Origin of the sequence: Methylobacterium sp. 13MFTsu3.1M2, assembly GCF_900112625.1 — a bacterium.
Lineage (GTDB): Bacteria > Pseudomonadota > Alphaproteobacteria > Rhizobiales > Beijerinckiaceae > Methylobacterium.
Window position 1 is genome coordinate 203175 of record NZ_FOMM01000011.1, and the last position, 20435, is coordinate 223609.

The 20435-nt window shown below is 72.7% G+C and carries 16 protein-coding genes; 6 read left to right on the plus strand and 10 right to left on the minus strand.

Annotated elements, in window-relative coordinates; all coding sequences use genetic code 11:
- Positions 1-172: 172 nt before the first annotated feature.
- Positions 173-1759, minus strand: coding sequence for an alpha-amylase family glycosyl hydrolase (locus BM314_RS12600; RefSeq protein ID WP_091978318.1), 1587 nt, complete (start codon positions 1757-1759; stop codon positions 173-175).
- A gap of 317 nt (positions 1760-2076) precedes the next feature.
- On the opposite strand from BM314_RS12600, the gene BM314_RS12605 reads away from it, so the two are divergent.
- Positions 2077-4701 carry a glycogen/starch/alpha-glucan phosphorylase gene (locus tag BM314_RS12605; protein ID WP_244539926.1) on the plus strand — a complete coding sequence of 875 codons (2625 nt, stop codon included), beginning with the start codon at positions 2077-2079 and terminating at the stop codon, positions 4699-4701.
- Between the two features lie 46 nt (positions 4702-4747).
- Here BM314_RS12605 and BM314_RS12610 read toward each other — a convergent pair whose 3' ends face one another.
- From BM314_RS12610 to thrC, 8 genes are all read right to left on the minus strand, one after another.
- Positions 4748-6445: a methyl-accepting chemotaxis protein gene (locus BM314_RS12610; RefSeq protein ID WP_170868095.1), complete on the minus strand. Its 1698-nt coding sequence runs from the start codon at positions 6443-6445 to the stop codon at positions 4748-4750.
- Between the two features lie 210 nt (positions 6446-6655).
- A complete protein-coding gene (locus tag BM314_RS12615) occupies positions 6656-7720 on the minus strand; it encodes an SGNH/GDSL hydrolase family protein (RefSeq protein ID WP_091978320.1) in 1065 nt (354 codons plus the stop codon).
- A 99-nt stretch (positions 7721-7819) separates the two neighbouring features.
- Positions 7820-8767, minus strand: coding sequence for a ferredoxin reductase domain-containing protein (locus tag BM314_RS12620; RefSeq protein WP_091978321.1), 948 nt, complete (start codon positions 8765-8767; stop codon positions 7820-7822).
- Positions 8768-8796: 29 nt separating this feature from the next.
- On the minus strand, positions 8797-9177 hold the full coding sequence (locus tag BM314_RS12625) for a hypothetical protein (protein WP_020093344.1): 381 nt from the start codon (positions 9175-9177) through the stop codon (positions 8797-8799).
- Positions 9178-9331: 154 nt separating this feature from the next.
- Entirely contained in the window at positions 9332-9745 is a 414-nt protein-coding gene (locus tag BM314_RS12630; RefSeq protein WP_091677354.1) for a globin family protein, read from the minus strand.
- 67 nt (positions 9746-9812) lie between these two features.
- A complete protein-coding gene (locus BM314_RS12635) occupies positions 9813-12743 on the minus strand; it encodes an EAL domain-containing protein (RefSeq protein WP_091978322.1) in 2931 nt (976 codons plus the stop codon).
- Between the two features lie 191 nt (positions 12744-12934).
- Positions 12935-14230: a M16 family metallopeptidase gene (locus tag BM314_RS12640; protein ID WP_091978323.1), complete on the minus strand. Its 1296-nt coding sequence runs from the start codon at positions 14228-14230 to the stop codon at positions 12935-12937.
- Between the two features lie 88 nt (positions 14231-14318).
- A complete protein-coding gene (thrC, locus tag BM314_RS12645; protein WP_091978324.1) occupies positions 14319-15731 on the minus strand; it encodes a threonine synthase in 1413 nt (470 codons plus the stop codon).
- 220 nt (positions 15732-15951) lie between these two features.
- On the opposite strand from thrC, the gene BM314_RS29970 reads away from it, so the two are divergent.
- Positions 15952-16281, plus strand: coding sequence for a hypothetical protein (locus BM314_RS29970; protein WP_107353635.1), 330 nt, complete (start codon positions 15952-15954; stop codon positions 16279-16281).
- 68 nt (positions 16282-16349) lie between these two features.
- Here the strand turns inward: BM314_RS29970 and BM314_RS12655 are convergent, their stop codons facing one another.
- Positions 16350-16763: a DUF4864 domain-containing protein gene (locus BM314_RS12655; protein ID WP_091978325.1), complete on the minus strand. Its 414-nt coding sequence runs from the start codon at positions 16761-16763 to the stop codon at positions 16350-16352.
- 484 nt (positions 16764-17247) lie between these two features.
- On the opposite strand from BM314_RS12655, the gene rutA reads away from it, so the two are divergent.
- The 4 genes from rutA to rutD all read left to right on the plus strand — a co-directional run bounded on the left by rutA (position 17248) and on the right by rutD (position 20431).
- Positions 17248-18342: a pyrimidine utilization protein A gene (gene rutA, locus BM314_RS12660; protein ID WP_091978338.1), complete on the plus strand. Its 1095-nt coding sequence runs from the start codon at positions 17248-17250 to the stop codon at positions 18340-18342.
- Positions 18343-18365: 23 nt separating this feature from the next.
- Complete coding sequence (gene rutB, locus BM314_RS12665) at positions 18366-19151, plus strand: pyrimidine utilization protein B (RefSeq protein WP_280142550.1); 786 nt, start codon at positions 18366-18368, stop codon at positions 19149-19151.
- A gap of 114 nt (positions 19152-19265) precedes the next feature.
- Positions 19266-19652 carry a pyrimidine utilization protein C gene (gene rutC, locus BM314_RS12670; RefSeq protein WP_020093352.1) on the plus strand — a complete coding sequence of 129 codons (387 nt, stop codon included), beginning with the start codon at positions 19266-19268 and terminating at the stop codon, positions 19650-19652.
- Positions 19649-20431 (plus strand): pyrimidine utilization protein D, encoded by a 783-nt coding sequence (gene rutD, locus BM314_RS12675; RefSeq protein WP_170868098.1) that lies wholly within the window; start codon positions 19649-19651, stop codon positions 20429-20431. The genes rutC and rutD overlap by 4 nt, the downstream gene beginning before the upstream one ends.
- Positions 20432-20435: the final 4 nt, after the last annotated feature.

Below are 20435 nucleotides of genomic sequence, written 5' to 3' on the forward strand. Positions count from 1 at the left end.
CGCGCCGCCACGGCGGATTTCGGCCGCTGGATACAGATCTTCGGCCCGGAACGACGGCGCCCGGCGTAACCGGACGGGTCCCGCTCGTCCGTCTTCGACCGATCGGCGGTGCCCGCCGAGCCCCTGATTCGGTCCCCGGCCTGACGGGTGCCGGAGCCGGGGCGGCCTCGCGTCACCCGGCGCGGCGCAGAATCACCCCCTCGGCGGGCTCCAGCGCGAGGGTGAGGCCGGCCGGCTCGCCCGCGCGCCCCGGACGGGTCGAGAGCAGCACGGTCCAGGCCCCCTCGGGCAGCGGCAGGTCCTGCGACGCCGCGCCGAAATTCAGCAGCACGCGCAGGACGGCCCCGTCGGCGAAGCGCTCGTAGGCGAACACCTCGGCGATCCCGAGCGGCACCTCGCGGTAGCCGCCCACGGCGAGCGCCGCGTGGTCGCGGCGCAGGGCGAGCAGCCGCCGGTGCAGGGTGAGCATCGAGCCCGGATCCGAGCGCTGGCTCTCGACGTTGCAGGCTGCCCAATCCGCCGCCAGCGGCAGCCAGGGCTCGGCGGTGGAGAAGCCGGCCTGGGGACTGTCGTCCCACTGCATCGGCGTGCGCTCCGGGTCGCGGCCGTGCCCGGGCTCGTTGTGCTCCCAGGGATCCCGGGCGCGGTCGGGCGGGATCGGCACGTGGCCGAGGCCGATCTCGTCGCCGTAGTAGAGGGTCGGCGTGCCTCGAAGGGTCAGCAGCAGCATCGCGGCGATGCGGGCCTGCGCCGGCCCGACCCGCGCGGCGATGCGCGGCTGGTCGTGGTTGCCCAGCACCCAGTTCGGCCAGCCGCCCTCGGGCAGGGCCGCCTCGTACTGCGCCACGAGGTCGGCCACCGCGTCGGCCCGCCACGGGGTCTGGATCAGCTGGAAATTGAACGGCAGGTCGGCCCCGGTCAGGTCCGGGCCGTAATAGGCGACCAGCCGCTCCACCGGCAGGTAGATCTCGCCGATCAGCACGCGCTCGCCGTACTGGCGCAGCACCGCCCGCATCCCGGCGATCACGTCGAAGATCTCGGGCCGGTCGGCGGAGTAGACCTGGGTGAAGCGGTTGATCTCGGGCGAGCCCGGCGCGTAGTCGGGATTGGCCGGGTTGTCGCGGAATCCCGCATCCTTCATCAGGTGCCAGATCACGTCGACCCGGAACCCGTCGACCCCGCGCTCCAGCCAGAAGCGGAGCACGTCGTGCATGGCCGCCCGCACCGCGGGGTTGCGCCAGTTCAGATCCGGCTGCTCCGCCAGGAAGGCGTGGTAGTAGTACTGGCCGGTGGTCTCATCCAGCGTCCAGGCCGGGCCGCCGAAATTCGACAGCCAGTTGTTGGGCGGGCCGCCGCCAGGCGCCGGGTCGCGCCAGATGTACCAGTCCCGCTTCGGGCTCGCGCGCGACGACCGGCTCTCGGAGAACCAGGGATGCGCGATCGAGGAGTGGTTCGGCACGAAGTCGAGGATCACCTTCAGCCGGCGCCGATGGGCCTCGGCCACGAGGGCGTCGAAATCGGCCAGCGTGCCGAACAACGGGTCGATCCCGCAGTAATCGGCCACGTCGTAGCCGAAATCGGCCATGGGCGAGGGGTAGACCGGCGAGATCCACACGGCGTCGACCCCTAGCCATGCGAGGTAGTCCAGCCGCGCCGTGATGCCCGGCAGGTCGCCGACCCCGTCGCCATTCGTGTCCTGAAAGGAGCGCGGGTAGACTTGGTAGACGGTCCCGCGCTTCCACCAGACGGTGTCGGTCATGCTGCGCCCCTCGCATCGGCGGCCCACGCTTAACCGCTGACCCGCGCGCTGGCGACCGGCGATGGATGCGCTCAGAGCGCGCGCCGCGCGCGAAACGCCCCGACGCGGCGTCGCCCAGGGAATGGCTGCGGCCCCCAAAACCTGTGCGCATGCCCCTTGTGCAGGGCGACGCCGCGCGGCTGTGCCTGGAATGTCACGCCGCCCTGCCATATCTCCTCCGCCGTGCCCGTGCGCTCCGCCGGAGCGGCGCTGCCACGACTTCGCCGGAAGCCGACCGCATCGTCGGACGCTTCGGGGCACGGATCGCCCGTCCGTTCATGCGGCGGCAATCCATCAAAAGAGATAATCCGCCCACGATACCCCCGGCGCTAGAATCCGGGGCGACGACTTTGGGGGACCCGCACGTGTTGAACGATGTTCTGACCCGGCCTGTGCCACAAGATGTCTCGCGCGACGAGCGCGCAACCGAGGCGCCCGCCCCGGCCGCCTGGACCGCCCCGGTGCTGTCCGGCAGCGGCGACGCGGTGGTGGACCTGCGCGAGGCGATCCGCGCCAAGCTCACCTTCACGCTCGGCCGCACGCCCGAGACCGCCCGCCCGCGCGACTGGTTCGCCGCGACGGCGCTGGCCCTGCGCGAGCGGATCGTGGCCGCCGCGCTGGCCTCCGAGCGGAGCGTGCCGAACAAGCGCGTCTACTACCTGTCGCTGGAATTCCTGATCGGCCGGCTGATGTCGGACGCGCTGAACAATCTCGGCCTCACCGAGACGACCCGCGGCGCGCTCCGGGAGCTCGGGATCGATCTCGACGCCGTGCAGGACGCCGAGCCCGACGCGGCGCTGGGCAATGGCGGCCTCGGGCGGCTCGCCGCCTGCTTCATGGAGAGCATGGCCAGCATCGGCATCCCGGCCATGGGCTACGGCATCCGCTACGACCACGGCCTGTTCCGCCAGTCCTTCGAGGACGGCTGGCAGCGCGAGGCGCCGGAGACCTGGCTGGCCGAGGGCAACCCCTGGGAATTCGCCCGGCCCGAGGCGACCTACGCGATCGGCTTCGGCGGCACCGTCACGCTGTCCTCGCCGGAGGAGGGCGTGATCCGGCGCCACTGGCAGCCGGCCGAGACCGTGCGGGCGGTGGCCCACGACGTGCCGGTGGTCGGCTGGCGCGGCCGCCACGTCAACGGCCTGCGCCTCTGGAAGGCCGAGGCCGGCGAGCCCGTCGACCTCGCCCGCTTCAACGGCGGCGACCATGTCGGCGCGGTCGCGGCGCGGATGCGCGCCGAGGCGATCTCGCGGGTGCTCTACCCGAGCGATTCCTCGGCCGAGGGCCAGGAGCTGCGCCTGCGCCAGGAATACTTCTTCACCGCGGCCTCGATCCAGGATCTCGTGGCCCGCCACGTGGCCGAGCGCGGCGACGTCCGGTCCCTGCCGGACCACGCGGCGATCCAGCTCAACGACACGCACCCGGCCATCGCGGTGCCGGAGCTGATGCGCGTCCTGCTCGACGTCTACGGCCTCTCCTGGGAGGATGCGTGGCACGTCACCACGCACACGCTGCACTACACGAACCACACCCTCCTGCCCGAGGCCCTGGAGACCTGGCCGGTGGAGCTGATGGAGCGGCTGCTGCCGCGCCACATGCAGATCATCTACCTGATCAACTGGATGCACCTGGAGGAGCAGGCCAAGCACGGCCGGCAGGAATCGGCGGATGCCGCGGCCTACCTCGCGTCGATCTCGCTGATCGACGAGTCGCACGGGCGGCGGGTCCGGATGGGGCACCTCGCCTTCCACGGCGCGCGCCGGGTCAACGGCGTCTCGGCCCTGCACACCGACCTGATGCGCTCGACGGTCTTCTCCGACCTGCACGCGCTGGATCCGGACAAGATCGTCAACAAGACCAACGGCATCACCTTCCGCCGCTGGTTCCACAACGCCAATCCCGGTCTCACCCGGCTCGCCGTGGAGACGGTGGGCGCGGGCGTGCTCGACAATCCCGAGCTGCTCCGGGGCCTGGAGGCCCACGCCGAGGATCCGGCCTTCGTGGCGCGCTACGCGGCCGTGCGCCGGGAGCGCAAGGAGGCCCTGGCGGCGATCATCGCCGAGCGCACCGGCATCGACGTGGATCCGGCCGCTTTGTTCGACATCCAGGTCAAGCGCATCCACGAGTACAAGCGCCAGCTCCTCAACGTGGTCGAGACCGTGGCGCTCTACCAGGCGATCAAGGCCGAGCCGCACCGGGACTGGACGCCCCGGGTGAAGATCTTCGCCGGCAAGGCGGCGCCGAGCTACGTCCAGGCCAAGCTGATCATCAAGCTCGCCTGCGACGTCGCCAAGGCGGTGAACGACGATCCCGAGGTCGCGGACCGGCTGAAGGTGGTGTTCCTGCCGAACTACTCGGTGAGCCTCGCCGAATCGATCATCCCGGCCGCCGACCTGTCGGAGCAGATCTCCACCGCCGGCATGGAGGCCTCGGGCACCGGCAACATGAAGTTCGCCCTCAACGGCGCCCTCACGGTGGGCACCCTCGACGGCGCCAACATCGAGATCCGCGACCATGTCGGGGCGGACAACATCTTCATCTTCGGCCTGGAGGCCGACGGCGTCCGCGCCCGGCAGGCCGAGCCGGACTACGCGGCCCGGGCGATCCAGGCCTCGCCGCGGCTGGCCGCCGCCCTCGACATGATCGCCTCGGGACGGTTCTCGCCGGAGGAGCCGGGCCGGTTCCGGCCGCTCACCGACGACCTGCGCCGGCGCGACCAGTACCTGCTCACCGCCGATTTCGACGATTACTGGCGGGTGCAGCGCGCCATCGACGCCGCGTGGCGCGATCCCCGCGGCTGGTGGGCGAAGGCGATCCGCAACACGGCCCGCATGGCGTGGTTCTCCTCCGATCGCGCCATGCGCGAATACGCCGAGGAGATCTGGCGGGTCCGCCTGGGCTGAGCCGCCACCGGCCCGCTCCCGCGCGGGAGCGGGCCGCGCGCCGCCCTCAGGCTGCGCGCACGTCGGCCAGGAACCGCCCGACCTCCGCCGAGAGCCCCTCGGACTGACGGGACAAGGCGGTGGCTGCCGTGAGCACGTGGTCGGCCGCGACCCCCGTCCGCTCGGAGGCCTCGGCCACCCCGGCGATGGTGCCGGTCACCTCCGCGGCGCCCCGCGTTGCCTGGGCGATGGTGCGCACGATCTCCCGGGTCGCGGCGCCCTGCTCCTCCACGGCCGCGGCGATCGCGATCGCCACCCCGTTGATCTCGCGGATCCGGTCGATGATCGTGCCGATGGCGCCGACCGCGGATCCGGTCACGCCCTGGATCCGGCCGATCTGCGCGGCGATCCCGTCGGTCGCCCGCGCGGTCTTCTCGGCCAGGGCCTTCACCTCGCCCGCCACGACCGCGAAGCCGCGGCCGGCCTCGCCGGCGCGCGCCGCCTCGATGGTGGCGTTGAGGGCCAGCAGGTTGGTCTGTTCGGCGATGGACGCGATCAGCCGCACCACGTCGCCGATCTCGGAGGCCGCCTGCCGCAGCTCGGCCACGAGCCCGGCGGTCTGGTCGGCTTCGCCGACCGCCTGCTGGGCGAGTTCGGACGAGCCGCCCGCCTGACGGCCGATCGCCTGGATGGCGCTGCCGAGCCGCTCGGTCGCGGCCGCCACCGCGCCGATGTTGACCGCCGCCGCCTCGGCCGCCAGCGCCACCGCGCCGGACTGGCTGGCCGTCTCCTGGGCGGTCGCGGTCATCTGGTGGGCGGTGCCCTCGAGTTCGCCCGCGGCGGTCGAGACCCGATCCACGATCCTGGCCACCGCCGCCTCGAAGGTCCGGGCGAGACCGATCGTGGCCTCCTTGCGGGCCGCGGCCGCGGCGGCGTCCGCGCGCCGCCGGCCCTCGGCTTCCGCCTCGGCGTTGCGGATGATCAAGCTCCGGATCGCCTCGACCGCCCGGCCGACCGCTCCGATCTCGTCGCCGCGCCGCGCCTCCGCGATCGTGGCCGCGCCGTCGCCCTGCGCCACGCGCCGCAGCGCGGCGACGAGGCGGTGGAGCGGCCGCGTGACACCGACCACGACGATGGCCGCGGAGAGTCCCAGGGCGACGAGCAGGCCCGCCACCGTGGCGCCGATCAGGACCGTCCGGGCCTGCTCGGCCCCCTGCTGCGTGGCGATCTTCGCCTCGCCGAGGCGGGCCGCCGCCGCCGCCTCGTACGCCTGGGCCGCGCGATCGAACTGCGCCCGGACCTCCCGGCTGGCGACCACGCCGACCTGGATCGCCGCCGGCCGGTCATTCCGGAGCGCGAGGTAATTGGAGCGGTCGAGCAGGTCGAAATAGTCCCGGGCGACGGTGCCGATCTGGCGCTGCAGAGCCGCGATCTCAGCGCGCCGCGAGCCCTGTTCCAGCGTCTCGATGCCGTCGGCCACGGCCTTGACGGAGGCGTCGTAGCGCTTGCGGAAGAGGGGGATGTCGCCTTTCGGCTCGCCGATGATGAGGTTGCGGTTCATGAGCGCCGCATCGACGAATTTTTCGCGGACACGTGAGAAGATCTCGAGCCTCGCGAAATAGTAATCCACCAAAAATCTATCTCTCTCCTCGATCGCTCTGAGTTCTCTGAGCGAGTACGCGGCAGAGGCAGCGCACACGATCACCATGAACAAGAGCGGCGCGGACATTTTTACATGCAGGTTCGCATCGCGCAGGATCCGCATTCCGTTCGATCTCCGCCGGCGTCACCGGCACAGCTTATCACACGCTACGAACAGGAAGCCACGATCGATCAGATCACTCTTCGCGCGCATGAGTACGCGAACCGATACAGAGACTGAATTGATAATTACAGAGATCGATAAATCGAATGCCATAATGGTGCGTTATTCAAACGCTGGTGCCTGCATGACTATGCCCGAACGGGGCCGGGGTCAGGCGCCTCGGACGAGCCCGAGCCGCAACCCGACGCGGCGCAGGCCGCGCCGCAGCCGGTGAAGCTGGCGGGCGGCGCGCGGGGCGAGGCCGAGTCTGCGCCGGCAGACGACGTGCGACACGCGCCCGATCCGCGGGCCCGGATCCGGCACGCCCTTGCGCAGGGCGATGTCCGGGCGTTCCGCCGACTGCGCGATCGTCAGCGCGCGCGCCGCCGGGAGGGTCACGCTGCGGAACATCGCGCGCGTGTAGTAAGAGAACTCGTCGTAGGCGACGAGGGTCCGCGCGCGCCCGGTCGCCGGATCCTCGACCGTCAGCGTGCCCGCCCGCGGCCCGTAGGTCACGAGGAGCCCGATCACGTCGCGGGGGCGTCCCAGGGGAACGGCGACGCGCGTGCCCTCCGGGATCTCCAGGAAGTCCAGCGGGATGCCGTTGCGGCGCAGGGCGAACCCGCAGGTCAGGCCGGGGAGGGCGCGCAGCGGCAGGGCCTCGAACCGGCCCGGCAGGGTCCGGAACCGGTCGATATAGGCCCGCCCCGGCGGCGGCGCGCGCAGGAAGCTGTAGACCAGGGTGCCGTAGAGGTCGGCGCCCGCCGGCGTGACGTGGGTCGCGTCCTTCAGCAGGTAGGTGATGTCGCCCGCGCCCGCGGCCGCCACCGGGGCGGCGATGTCGAGATAGGGGATCCCGTAGAGGGCGCGGTACTCCGCCAGCAGGCCGGCGACGGGCTCGGCCGCGTAGTCGACGCCGCCCTGGTGGAGGTTGAGGAAGGCGACGGGCAGGTCCCGCCGGGCGGTCGCCGCGAGGATGTCGTCGAGATAGGCCCGCATCGTCGCGCCGTCGAAGTAGCGGACGTTGCCGGTGAACAGCTCGAGGAGGACGCGGTCGCAGGGGAGCGCGTCGAGGATCTCGTCGATCAGGGCGGCGATGGAGGGCAGGGAATGGCCGCCCCAGCCGCTGCGGAGGAAGGTGACCGGGCGCCCCTCGGCCTCGGCCAGGGCGTTGGCCCGCTCGACGTAGCCCGGCAGCTCCGTGACGCTGTAGCCGAGGCAGAGGACGCGGATCATCGGGGCTCGGATCGGACTCGGATCGGGCTCAGGACCGGCCCCGTGCGGCCGCGCCGGCGCCGGTAGCAGCCGGGCGCCGCCGCGTCGAGGCGACGGCGCTCAGTCGATCACGATCGGGTAGCAGCGGGCGCCCACCGAGGCGGCGAGCACCTGCACGGCGCCGACCGTCGAGACGTCGCCCGCCACGTGGACCACGTCGGTGGCGCGCAGGCTCGGCAGGTGGGCGCTGAGCGGGCCGGAGCGCACGTCCGGCGGCCGCTGGCGGCCGCGATCGGCGCAGAGCACGATCCGGCCGACGCCGGTGCGGCGCAGCCAGTCCAGGCTCTCGCGCATGTAGAGGTCCAGGGCGTCGCGGGCGCCGATGGCCAGGGCCATCTCGCGGGCGGGCTCGACGTAGCGGGCCGCCCGGGCGATCGCCCAGATCGCGCCGAAGCCGGCGCCGGCCGCCACCAGCACGAGCCGGCCGCCCCCGGGGCGGTACTGTCCCCGGCCGACGGGGCCCTTGAGGCGCACCGGCTGGTCGAGGCGGAGCCCGTCGAGCGGATCGCCCTCGGGGTCGCGGGCGACGTGGAACACCACGTCGTTGATCTCGGTCGTGCCGTCGACCCGCAGGGTCGGGGACAGCGTCCGCGTCGGCAGCCCCGCGAAGGTCACCAGCGCCTGGTGGCCGGGCTCGCCGGTCGGGCGCCGGGTCAGGGTCGCGACGATCTCGAGGATGCCGGGACTGAGCCGGCGGATCTCCGTGACCGTGCCCTTGCGGACGGCGACCGGCGGCGGCGGCGCCTCCTCCTGGCCCTGGATCGGGGCGCCGGGGAGGGCCGGGCGCAGGGCCTCGGCCCGGGCCCGGCGGGCCGGATGGCGGCGGCCGGACGGCGCCGCGCTGCCCTGAGCGATCCCCTGAGCGATCCCCTGGCCGGCGAGCAGGTTGCCGGACTGCGCCTGCAGCGGCGCGATCATGCCCTCGGCCAGCGCCGCCTCCAGCGGCGTGTCGCCGGTCGAGACGCGGACCGACCGACCGTTGACGACGAGCGAGCAGCGCGCCCCCATGGCTCTCCCCCGCATGCCCTGGTGACGGATCAGCGGGCGCGGATCAGGAGCGAGTCGACCAGGGCCGCCCAGCGCTCGCGGGTCGCGCGGACATCGTCGGTCGGGGCCGATTCGGTCAGGAGCTGGCGCTGCGCCCGCAGCGACTCGACCTCCTGCCGCTGGGCCCGGAGCACCGCCTTCATCACCTGCAACTCGGTCTCGAGGCGGACGATCGCGTCGGCCTCGGCCAGCGCCTCCGCGTCGTCCGCGGCCTCGTCGGCATAGGCGTCGGCGAACGCGTCGACGCGGCGCGGGTCGCGGAGGGGCATCCGGGTCCGGACCTGCTGCTCCAGCCGGACCGGCCGGGCCATCAGGCGACGCACGAGGTCCGAGCCGCCCGCCTGCTGGTAACGCCGTGCCGCCTCGGCCATCCGACCCATCCCCATCGCGGGCGCTGGAGGGCCCGCCTATCAACAGGAGCTTGATCGGACATGGTTAAGGCGAACTTAAACCGATCCGCGACTTTCGCCGGATCGGAGCCCTGCGGCGGCCCTCAGGCCATCCGCACGCGCGCTCGCGCGCCGCTCACGCGGCGTCCGCGGCCGCCGCCTTCATCACTTGGGCAACCAGCGCGTAGGTCTGGGTCCAGGCCTCCCGGACCTCCGGGGTGAAGTCCGCGCCGAGGCCCTGCTCCAGGGTCCACAGCAGGGCCGCCCCCACAGGCGCGTAGTGGGCGTCCTGCGTGCCGTAGGCCACGTGCTTGCGCCCGAGATCCTGGAGCGCGGGCACCACGGTCTCCGGATGGTTCAGGTTGGCCACCGCCAGCCCGAGCATGGCCATCAGCTTCTGCTTCTGCTCCGTCATGTCCGCGGGGAAGAGGGGGCGCACCTGCGGGGCGACCGCGAACAGGCGGCCGTAGAACAGGTCGGCCGCCGTCCCGGCGATCGGCCGCACCTTCGCGAAGCTGTCCTGCACGAGCCTGATCTGGTCCGGAGTCATCGCGTCACCTGCCGCCGCGTGGATCGTTGGTCGGCAGGATACCGGACTGGCCCGTCGGGACCGAATCTCAGGCCGCTTCCGGGGCGGCCCCGACGATCTGGCGGGCCTGCAGCATGGTCATCGGCTCGCCGAAGGCCGGGCCGAGGGCGTACTCGCAGCCGAGACCGGCGAGCGCCTGGGCGTCGGCCTCGGACTCGCAGCCCTCCGCCACGATGGCGAGGTTCAGCTCGCTCGCCATGCGCACGATGGAGCGCAGGATCGCGGTCTGCCCGGTGCCGATCTGGCGCACGAAGGTCGCGTCGACCTTGATCGTGTCGAACGGGAAGCGCTGGAGATAGGAGAGGGCCGAGTAGCCGGTGCCGAAATCCGACAGGCACAGGCCGGCGCCGAGGTCGTGGATCCGCGCCAGCATCTGGGCGGCGTATTCCGGGTTCTCCATCACGAGGCTCTCGCTGAATTCCAGCTTGAGCGAGCCGGGCAGGGCCCCGGAGCGGGCCAGCACGGTCTTCACGTCGTGCAGGAGGTCGTGGCGCAGGAGCTGGCGCGAGGACAGGTTGCAGGCCGCGAAGATCGGCGGCTCGACCTCCAGGGAGCGCTGCCACGCCGCGAGTTCGAGAGCCGTGCGCTCCAGGGCGAAGATGCCGAGATTGACCACGAAGCCGCTCTCCTCGGCGAGCGGCAGGAAGGTCGAGGCGGGGATGCGCCCGAGCTTCGGGTGGTCCCAGCGCAGCACGGTCTCGAACCCCGCCACGGTGCGGTCCTCGAGCCGCACCACCGGCAGGAACAGCACCCGCAGCTCGTTGCGCTCGATCGCCTTGCGCAGGTCGCTCTCCAGCATCAGCCGGTCCGAGCGGTCGGTGCGCATGTGGGCGCGGAACACCTCGATCCGGTCGCCGCCGTTGCGCTTGGCCTGGATCATGGCGATCTCGGCGCTCTTGAACACCTCGTCGCGCTTCAGGTTGGCGCCGGCCTCGTAGAGGGCGAGGCCGATCGAGACGGTCAGGAAGATCTCCCGGTCGGCGTAGGTGATCGGCGTGGCGATCGCCCGGCGGATCATCTCGGCGAAGGCCAGGATCCGGTCCGGGTCGCGCTCGGAGAGCAGGATCACCGCGAACTCGTCGCCGGCGACACGGGCCAGCGTGTCCTGCGGGCGCAGCAGGCGGCCGAGGCGGCGCGACAGGGTCAGCAGGATCGAGTCGCCCGCCGACAGGCCGATCGCGTCGTTGATGCCCTTGAACCGGTCGACGTCGAGGACGATCACGGTGGGCTTGAGGCGCTGGTCCTGGCCGGCGAAGGCCAGCGCCGCGTCGAGGCGGTCGCCGAACAGCTCGCGGTTCGGCAGGCCGGTGAGGCTGTCGTGCACGGCGTCGTGGAGCAGGCGCTCCTCGGCGGTCTTGATCTCGGTGACGTCCGCGATGGTGCCGACCACCCGGATCACCTCGCCGTCGGCGCCGATCACCGGCCGCGCCTTCAGCCGGTACCAGAAGAACGTGCCGGCCTCCGAGCGCAGGCGGAAATCGTGGACGATGCGGCCGCGCCGCTCCTCGATCACCGTGTCGAGGGCGGCCGAGTAGCGCTCCACGTCGAAGGGGTGGAGCGCGCCCAGCCAGTTGGTGGCCGGCCCCTCCAGGGTGCCGCGGGCGAGGCCGAGCTGGCCCTCGATCTCAGGGCCGACGAAGACCCGGTCGGCTGGCACGTCCCAGTCGAACACCACGTCGCCGGCGCCGGTCAGCGCCAGCGCCCGCCGCTCCGTGTCGGAGACCAGGCTGTGGCTGAGGCCGCCGCCCGCGAAGGCGTGCTGGAGCACCGTGAAGCCGATCAGCATCACGATCAGCACGAGGCCGCCGATCAGGGCCGGCTGCACGAGGTCGCTGCCGATCTGGCCGGTGACCGCGAAGCCCGCCGCCGTCACCCAGACGACGAGCAGGAGCCAGGTCGGCACCAGCAGGATCGCCCGGTCGTAGCCGTTATGGGCTGCGAGGTAGACGATCAGCAGCAGGCCGATCCCGGCCACCGCGGCGATCGAGATCCGCGCCACGCCCGCCGCCACCGGCGGGTCGAACACCGCGAGCCCGACGAGGCCCGCCAGGAAGGCGAGCCAGAAGAACGCCACGTGGCTGTAGCGCACGTGCCAGCGGGCGAGGTTGAGATAGGCGAACAGGAAGACCAGCAGCGTCGCCCCGAGCACCGCCTCCGCGGAGGCGCGGTAGACCCGCTCGGCGAGCTCGGTGACCGGGAACACCCGCTGCAGGAAGCCGAAATCGATGCAGGCATAGGCCAGCACCGACCACGCGAGCGCGGCGGCGGCCGGGAAGATGATCGCGCCCTTGACCACGAACACGATGGTCAGGAACAGGGCCAGCAGGCCGCTGATCCCGATGATGATGCCCTTGTAGAGGGTCAGGCCGGCGGTCTTGCGGCGGTAGGCGTCCTGGTCCCAGAGGCGCAGCTGGGGGACGTTGGAGCCGCGCAGCTCGGCCACGTAAGTGACGGTGGCGCCGGGATCGAGCGTGATGGTGAACTGGTCGGCCTCCGGGTTCTCGTCCCGCTCGGGCCGGATGCCCTGGCTCGCCGTGATGGCGGCGATGCGCGAGCCGCCGAGATCGGGCCAGATCACCCCGGAATCGACCAGCCGGAAATGCGGGGCGACCAGGATGCGGTCGATCTGCTCGTCGGTGTCGTTGGTGAGCGCGAACACGATCCAGTCGGGCCGGGCGCCGGCGTCGCGCGCCTTCACGACGATGCGCCGGACGATGCCGTCCTTGCCGGGCGCCGTGGAGATCTGGATCAGGTCGCCGTCGGAGCGGTAGCGCTCGATCGCGGTGGTCAGGTCGATCACCGGCGCGTCGAGGGTGACGCGGACCGCCTCCACGGCCTGGGCGGGCGGGCTCGCGGCGAGCGTGAGCGCGAGGGCACCGACGAGACCGCCGACCAGGGTCAGGAGGAGGGCGAGGATGCGCAAGGGTGTCTTGACTTCCGGCCGTGCGAGCTTCGGCATCGGCCGCCCGGGCGGCCTCGATCGATAGGCGCGGACCTGACCTGGGGCAAGGTCGCCCCGGGGCCGGTCCACCGCCCGCGGATCGCGCCCCTTTGCGGCCAAATCAAGTTGGGCGGGGCGGGGTCCGGCCGTTGCGGGGGGTCTCCGCTCGCAAAGACGCTGGCGGCGATCGGCCCGATCCGCAAGCTGCCCTACGCCCCCCGGAGCGCGCCCGCGATCCTGTCGAGGGCGGGCAGCTTGCGGATCGGGCCGATCGCCGCCAGCGTCGGCGTGCCCTGCAGCATCGCGGCCGCCGCGGCGCGGACGTCCTCGACCGTGACGGCGTCGACCTTGTCGATCACCTCCCCGGCGGGAATCACCCGGCCCCAGGCCAGGATCTGGCGGGCGTTGCGCTCGATGCGCCCGCCCGGCGTCTCCAGGGCCGAGAGCAGGGAGACCTTCAGCTGCGCCTTGGCGCGGGCGATCTCGGTGGCGTCGAGGTCGCGGGCCGCCCGGGCGGTGGCCGCCAGGGTCACGTCGACGAGTTCGGGCAGGTCCGCCCCGGCGGTGCCGGCGCCGATTCCGAACAGGCCGCAATCGGAGAAGGGCCAGTGGAAGGCCTGGATCTCGTAGGCGAGGCCGCGGGTCTCGCGCACCTCCTGCCAGAGCCGCGAGGTCAGGCCGCCGCCCAGCACCTGCGCGAACATGTGGAGCGCGTAGTAGCGGTCGTCCCGGAAGGAGAGGCCCGGAAGGCCGATCACCACGTTGGCCTGCTCGAGCTTGCGCGGCATCCGCCGCTCACCGCCGCCGTAGATTCCCGGCACCGAGGCGGGGGCGGTCTTGGCCGGCAGAGCGCCGAAATGGCGCTCGGCCGCCGCCACGATCGCCTCGTGGGTCACGGCCCCGGCGCCCGCCACGACGATGCGGTCGGGCGTGTATTCCCGGTCGAGATAGGCGCGGATCCCGGCCTCGTCGAAGCTCCGGATCGTCTCGGGCCGCCCGAGGATCGGCCGGCCGACCGGCTGGTCCGGGAAGGCCGCCTCCGTGAAGGCGTCGTAGACCACGTCGTCCGGCGTGTCCTCGACGGCGGCGTATTCCTGCAGGATGACGCCCTTCTCCCGGGCGAGCTCGCCCGCGTCGAACACCGAGTCGGTGAGGATGTCGCCGATCACGTCGAGGGCGAGGCCGGCATCCTCGCCGAGCACCCGGGCGGTGTAGCTGGTGCCCTCCGTGGAGGTGGCGGCGTTGATCTCGCCGCCGACATTCTCGATCTCTTCCGCGATCTTCTGCGCCGACCGGGTGCGGGTGCCCTTGAAGGCCATGTGCTCGATGAGGTGGGACAGGCCCGCCTCGTCGGCGCGCTCGTTGCGCGAGCCGGCGCCGACCCAGACGCCGAGGCTCGCGGTGGCGACACCGGGCATCGGCTCGGTCACCACCGTGACGCCGTTTGGAAGCCGCGTGGTGCGCAGGGACGGCGAGGCGGCGTGGGTGGAGAAATGCTGGTTCATCGACGCCTCGTCGCGGAGGGGGCCGGATGCGGCGCGGGTCCCTGCTCCCGCACGGGAGAGGGGACGCGTCGCGTGACGCGCGCCGGGCTCACGCACCCCTCGTGATGCGGGCGCGCTCGCGGATGAGTGCCTCCAGGGCGGCCTGGTCGTTGGCGACCCGGGTCAGGCGCTCGGGCCGGTCCATCAGGTCGGCGAGGTGCGGGGGCAGGGGCGGGCGCAGGCCGCCGGTCGCCCGGGCGACCGCGTCCGGGAACTTCGCGGGATGCGCGGTGGCGAGCGCCACCACGGGGGTCGCCGGGTCCCGCTCCAGGAGCCGCCGCCCGGCCCGGACGCCGATGGCGCTGTGGGGATCGAGCACCACGCCGGTGGCGGCCTGGGTCAGGGCGATCTCCGCCATGACGTCGGGCTCCGGCACCGCCACGGCGTCGAACTCCGCCCGCACCGTCGCCAGCACCTCGGGGTTCAGCGAGAACCCGCCGGACTGCTTCAGACCGGCCATCAGCCGCGACAGGGACGCGGCGTCGCGCCCCAGCGCCTCGAACAGCAGCCGCTCGAAGTTCGACGAGATCTGGATGTCCATGGAGGGCGAGGTGGTGGGGACCACGCCGCGCAGCTCGTAGGCGCCGTGCTCCAGGGTCCGCACCAGGATGTCGTTGGCGTTGGTGCCGATCATCAGCCGCTCGACCGGCAGGCCCATCTGCTTGGCGACCCAGCCGGCGAGCACGTCGCCGAAATTGCCGGTCGGCACCGCGAAGGAGACCGGGCGGTGGGGGGAGCCCAGCGCCACAGCGCTGGTGAAGTAGTAGACCGCCTGCGCCGCGACCCGGGCCCAGTTGATCGAGTTGACGCCGGACAGCCGCACCGCGTCGGCGAAATCGGCGTGCTGGAACAGGGCTTTGACGAGGTTCTGGCAATCGTCGAACGTGCCGTCGACGGCCAGCGCGTGGACGTTCTGCGCCGGCACCGAGGTCATCTGCCGCCGCTGCACCTCCGAGACCCGCCCGTGCGGGTAGAGGATGAACACGTCGACCCGGTCGAGGCCGCCGAAGGCCTCCACGGCGGCGGAGCCCGTGTCGCCCGAGGTCGCGCCCACGATGGTGGCGCGGGCGCCGCGCTCGGCCAGGACGTGGTCCATCAGCCGCCCGAGCAGCTGCATCGCCACGTCCTTGAAGGCGAGCGTCGGCCCGTGGAAGAGCTCCAGCAGGAACAGGTTGTCGTCGAGCTGGGTCAGCGGGCAGACCGCCGGGTGGCGGAACGTCGCGTAGGCCGCGTCGATCATCCGGTCGAGGTCCGGCCCGGCGACGTCGCCGTCGATCAGCGGGCGCAGCACCCTTTTGGCGGCCTCCGCGTAGGGCCGGCCCGCCAGGGCGGCGATCTCCGAACGGCCGATCTGCGGCCAGGTCTGCGGCACGTAGAGCCCGCCGTCGCGGGCGAGGCCCGCCAGGAGCGCGTCCGAGAACGAGAGCGGCGCGGCCGCGCCGCGAGTCGAGACGTGGAGCACGGGGTCCTCCGAGGGAAGGCGCCCCCTCTACACGATGCCGGCGGACCTGTCGAAAGCCGAGCGCCGCCGCTCTGGCTGCCGGGCGCGCACGGGGCGGGGCCAGCGGTTTAACCGAGGCTGAACGGGCCGGTTCAGGGCCGGTTGCCCGGCCGCGTCCTAGAGCCGGACCGCCCCGCGGCCCTGAGCCGCCGGGGCGGATCCCGTCTCGGAGAGAGCCGACATGACCCGAATCATCGCCCTCGCGGGCGTCGCGGCACTGCTGTCCGGCACCGTCGCCTTCGCGCAGGCCCCGCCGCCGCCGCCCGGCGGCCCGAGGCCCGGCCCCGAGGCCGGCGCGCCACCCCCGCCCCCCGGCGACCCGCGCCGCGGTCCCGGCCCGGACGGCCCCCCGCCGCCTCCGCCCCCGCCTCCGCCGTCGCGGGCCGCCCACATCGTGCTGGAGCGCGGCGACGCGCGGGTCGACGTGAAGTGCGCCGACGACGACACGACCAGGGCCTGCGCCGACGTCACCCTGCAGATGCTCGAGAAGCTCGGGACGTTCCGGCCCTGAGCCCGGCCTCCGCGCCCGCCGCGCCGGCGGCGGGCGCCCCTCGGGGGCGCGCTCTCCTGCGCGCGTCCTCAGGCGCGCGTGCCGGGCGCCTTGGTGAGGCGGCAGCCGGTGATGCGCCACTGCCCGTCCGCGTCGCGGGCGAGGCTGTACTCGGCCGTCCAGTCGACGCCGTACTCGTCCTGGATCGCCACAGACTGGACCACGCCCGCCGGGTCCGTGTCCCGCGCCTCGCCGAACACGAAGCTGCGGTGGCGGTAGACCGGACGGTACTGGTTCCGGACCATGCTGATGAACAGGTCGGCATTCGGGAACAGCTCCCGGATCCCCGGCGCGGCCTGCTCGTAGGCGGTCTGCGCGTCGTCGCGGCCGAGCGCCTGCTCCTGCTTGGCGATGACCGCCCGGGCCGCCGCGCGCCCCGCCTCGTCGGCCGCCACCGGCCCCGCGAGGCCGAGGACGAGGAGCAGGGCGGGCCACGCGCGCATCGCTGTCACTCCGGCAAGGTCCGGCAAAGTCCGGCAAGGTCCGGCAGTGTCGGACCGAGATCCATCATCGTCACGGGAAGATGGTCTCCGCCACGCCCACGACAATGTTCGTGATCGGTCCGCGATCGGTCCGCGATCGGTCCGCGATCGTGCCGACGATGATCGCCGCGCCGTCACCGGTCATCGCGCCGCGCGGACGTCGCGGCGCTCAAGCGCGCTCAAGCGCGGTGGAACGCGTCCCGGCGGACGGGCGCGGCCGGTCGGGACGCGCGCACGGGTTGGGCAGGCATCGCGCTCTGGTTGTGCAAGTCGCTGGAAAGATGGGCATTTTCGCGCCCGACGGGCGGCGCGGGTTTGACCCTCCGCCGCTGTTTTGCGAGCCTCCGGGCGTCGACTCGGTTCCGGGGGAACCGACCGGGCGGAGCGCGGGACGATGATGCAGAGCCACGCGGACGACAGCGCCGATGCCCGTCCGGCACCGGCCATGAGCGTCGGGGTGTTCATCCCGATCGGCAACAACGGCTGGCTGCTGTCGGAGAACGCCCCGCAGTACCGCCCGAGCTTCGCGCTCAACAAGGCGATCACCCTGAAGGCGGAGGGCTACGGGCTCGACTTCGCCCTGTCGATGATCAAGCTCCGCGGCTTCGGCGGCAAGACCGAGTTCTGGGACCACAACCTCGAATCCTTCACCCTGATGGCGGGGCTCGCCGCCGTCACCACCCGGATCCGGCTGTTCGCCACCGCGGCGACCCTGTGCCTGCCGCCCGCCCTCGTGGCGCGCATGGCCGCGACCATCGATTCGATCTCCGACGGGCGCTTCGGCCTGAACCTCGTCACCGGCTGGCAGAAGCCGGAATACGACCAGATGGGCCTGTGGCCGGGCGACGAGTATTTTGCCAAGCGCTACGACTACCTGGCCGAGTACGCCCAGATCCTGCGCGACCTGTGGGAGACGGGCGCCAGCGACCGCAAGGGCACGTATTTCCAGATGACCGATTGCCGGCTGAGCCCCCGGCCGCAGGCGCCGGTGAAGATCATCTGCGCCGGTCAGAGCGGCGCCGGGCTGGCCTTCACGGCCCAGTACGCCGACTACAATTTCTGCTTGGGCAAGGGGATCAACACGCCGACCGCCTTCGCGCCCGTGGTGGAGAAGCTCGCCGAGGCCGGCGCGCGGACCGGGCGGCGGGTGACCGCCTTCGCGCTGTTCATGATCATCGCCGACGAGACCGACGACGCCGCCATTGCGACCTGGGCGCACTACAGGGCGGGCGCGGATGCCGAGGCGATCGCGTGGCTCGGCGTCCAGGGCGCGGCCGACACCAAGTCCGGCAGCGACACCAACGTGCGCCAGCTCGCCGACCCGACCTCGGCGGTGAACCTCAACATGGGCACCCTGGTGGGCAGCTACGCCAGCGTGGCCGCGATGCTCGACGCCGTCATGACCATCGACGGCGTCGAGGGCGTGCTGCTCGTCTTCGACGATTTCCTCAAGGGCCTCGACGATTTCGGGACCCGGATCCAGCCCCTGATGCGGTCGCGCCGGCACGTGACGGCGGCGGCACTGCCCGAGGTCGCCTGATGGACCGCCCGATGGACCGACCGATGGATCGCCAGATGGATCGCCCCGCCGGTTACCGCGACGCCCAGGGCCGGCACGGCGGCGTCGTCCTGCCGGCCCGCCCGGAGCCGATCGCCCTCGATCCCGCGACCACGGTCCTCATCGTGGTGGACGTCCAGAACGCCTACGCGAGCCCGGGCGGCTACCTCGACCGGGCCGGCTTCGACGTCTCGGGCACGGGCCCGGTGATCGCCCGGATCGCCCGGGCGGTGGCGGCGGCGCGATCCGCCGGCATCCCGGTCCTGTGGTTCCAGAACGGCTGGGACCCGGCCTATGTCGAGGCCGGTGGCCCGGGCTCGCCGAACTGGCACAAATCCAACGCCCTCAAGACGATGCGGCGGAATCCTGAAGCGAACGCGCAGCTCCTCGCCAAGGGATCCTGGGACTACGCGCTGGTGGACGCCCTGAGGCCGGAGCCCGGCGACATCGTGATGGGCAAGCCGCGCTACAGCGGCTTCTACAACACGCCCCTCGACAGCACCCTGCGGGCCCGGGGCGTGACCACGCTGGTCTTCACCGGCATCGCCACCAACGTCTGCGTCGAGTCGACGCTGCGGGACGGGTTCCACCGGGAGTATTTCGGGATCGTGCTGGCCGACGCCACGCACCAGGCGGGGCCGGAGAGCCTGCAGCACGCGGCGCTCGCCAACATCGAGACCTTCTTCGGCTGGGTCTCGGACGTCGCCGCCTTCGAGGCCGCCCTCGGGGCGTCCTCACACGCCGGCATCGATACATCCGGCGGTACATCCGGCGGCGATCTGGCCGGATAAGTGCATCGCGCCCCCGGCCGGTGACCGGCAGGGTGCGCGAAGACCGCCGCGACGCGGCCTCCCGCGCGGCCTGCCCGGCCGGGCCCAAAGGTCGCGCGCGGGAGGCGCAGGGGAATGCCCAAGCAGGTCGTGATACCGCCGGGGACCGGCAAGCCGCTGGCCCCCTACGTGCCGGGCACCCTGGCCGACGGGATCCTGTACGTCTCGGGCACGCTGCCGCTCGATGCGGAGGCCAACGTGGTCCATGCCGGCGACGCGGCGGCCCAGACCCGCCACGTGCTGGAGACCATCCGGGGCGTGGTCGAGGCCGCGGGCGGCACCATGGACGACGTCACCTTCAACCACGTCTTCCTGGCGGACTGGGCCGACTACGCGGCGATCAACGCCGTCTACGCCGAGTATTTCCCGGGCGAGAAGCCCGCGCGCTACTGCATCCAGTGCGGCCTCGTGAAGCCCGAGGCCCGCGTGGAGATCGCCGCGATCGCCCATATCGGCCGCTGATGGGCCCGCTCCCCCACGCGGTGGCCGGCCCGGCGGGCGGGCGGCCGGTGCTGCTCTCGCCGGGCCTCGGCGGCGCGGCGGGCTACTTCGCGCCGCAGATGGCGGCCCTGACCGCGCGGTTCCGGGTCGTCACCTACGACCACCGCGGCACCGGGCGCTCGCCCGGCCGGCTCGCGCCGGACCACGACGTTCCCGCCATGGCGCGGGACGCGCTCGGGGTGCTGGACGCGGCCGGGATCGACCGGGCCGACGTGGTCGGCCACGCGCTCGGCGGCCTGATCGCCCTCCAGATGGCGCTGGACGCCCCCGGGCGGGTCGGGCGCCTCGTCGTGATCAACGGCTGGGACGCGATGGACCCGGCCACGCGCCGCTGTTTCGCGGCCCGCCGGGCGATCCTGGCCGGGGGCGGGCCGGAGGCCTACGTGCGGGCCCAGGCGATCTTCCTGTACCCGGCCCCCTGGCTCTCCGCGGAGGCCGAGCGGGTCGAAGCCGACGCGGCGCAGGCCCTGGCGCATTTCCCCGGCGCCGAGACCGTGCTGACCCGCATCGCCGCCCTGGAGCGCTTCACCATCGCGGACCGTCTCGGGTCGATCGGCCACGAGACCCTGGTCATGGCCGCCCGGGACGACGTGCTGGTGCCCTACACCCGGTCCGAGCGGCTGGCGGCGGCGCTGCCCAAGGCCCGGCTCGCCCTCGCCCCGGAGGGCGGCCACGCCCACAGCGTCACCCGGCCCGAGGCCTTCAACCGGGCGCTCCTGGAGTTCCTGGACCGGGACTGAGCGC

What these genes read in the sequence shown, in the direction of transcription:
- BM314_RS12600 (WP_091978318.1), bottom strand. Translation starts at nt 1,759, where the DNA reads ATGACCGACACCGTCTGGTGGAAGCGCGGGACCGTCTACCAAGTCTAC.
- BM314_RS12605 (WP_244539926.1), top strand. Translation starts at nt 2,077, where the DNA reads ATGCGGCGGCAATCCATCAAAAGAGATAATCCGCCCACGATACCCCCG.
- BM314_RS12610 (WP_170868095.1), bottom strand. Translation starts at nt 6,445, where the DNA reads ATGCGGATCCTGCGCGATGCGAACCTGCATGTAAAAATGTCCGCGCCG.
- BM314_RS12615 (WP_091978320.1), bottom strand. Translation starts at nt 7,720, where the DNA reads ATGATCCGCGTCCTCTGCCTCGGCTACAGCGTCACGGAGCTGCCGGGC.
- BM314_RS12620 (WP_091978321.1), bottom strand. Translation starts at nt 8,767, where the DNA reads ATGGGGGCGCGCTGCTCGCTCGTCGTCAACGGTCGGTCGGTCCGCGTC.
- BM314_RS12625 (WP_020093344.1), bottom strand. Translation starts at nt 9,177, where the DNA reads ATGGCCGAGGCGGCACGGCGTTACCAGCAGGCGGGCGGCTCGGACCTC.
- BM314_RS12630 (WP_091677354.1), bottom strand. Translation starts at nt 9,745, where the DNA reads ATGACTCCGGACCAGATCAGGCTCGTGCAGGACAGCTTCGCGAAGGTG.
- BM314_RS12635 (WP_091978322.1), bottom strand. Translation starts at nt 12,743, where the DNA reads ATGCCGAAGCTCGCACGGCCGGAAGTCAAGACACCCTTGCGCATCCTC.
- BM314_RS12640 (WP_091978323.1), bottom strand. Translation starts at nt 14,230, where the DNA reads ATGAACCAGCATTTCTCCACCCACGCCGCCTCGCCGTCCCTGCGCACC.
- BM314_RS29970 (WP_107353635.1), top strand. Translation starts at nt 15,952, where the DNA reads ATGACCCGAATCATCGCCCTCGCGGGCGTCGCGGCACTGCTGTCCGGC.
- BM314_RS12655 (WP_091978325.1), bottom strand. Translation starts at nt 16,763, where the DNA reads ATGCGCGCGTGGCCCGCCCTGCTCCTCGTCCTCGGCCTCGCGGGGCCG.
- rutA (WP_091978338.1), top strand. Translation starts at nt 17,248, where the DNA reads ATGAGCGTCGGGGTGTTCATCCCGATCGGCAACAACGGCTGGCTGCTG.
- rutB (WP_280142550.1), top strand. Translation starts at nt 18,366, where the DNA reads ATGGATCGCCAGATGGATCGCCCCGCCGGTTACCGCGACGCCCAGGGC.
- rutC (WP_020093352.1), top strand. Translation starts at nt 19,266, where the DNA reads ATGCCCAAGCAGGTCGTGATACCGCCGGGGACCGGCAAGCCGCTGGCC.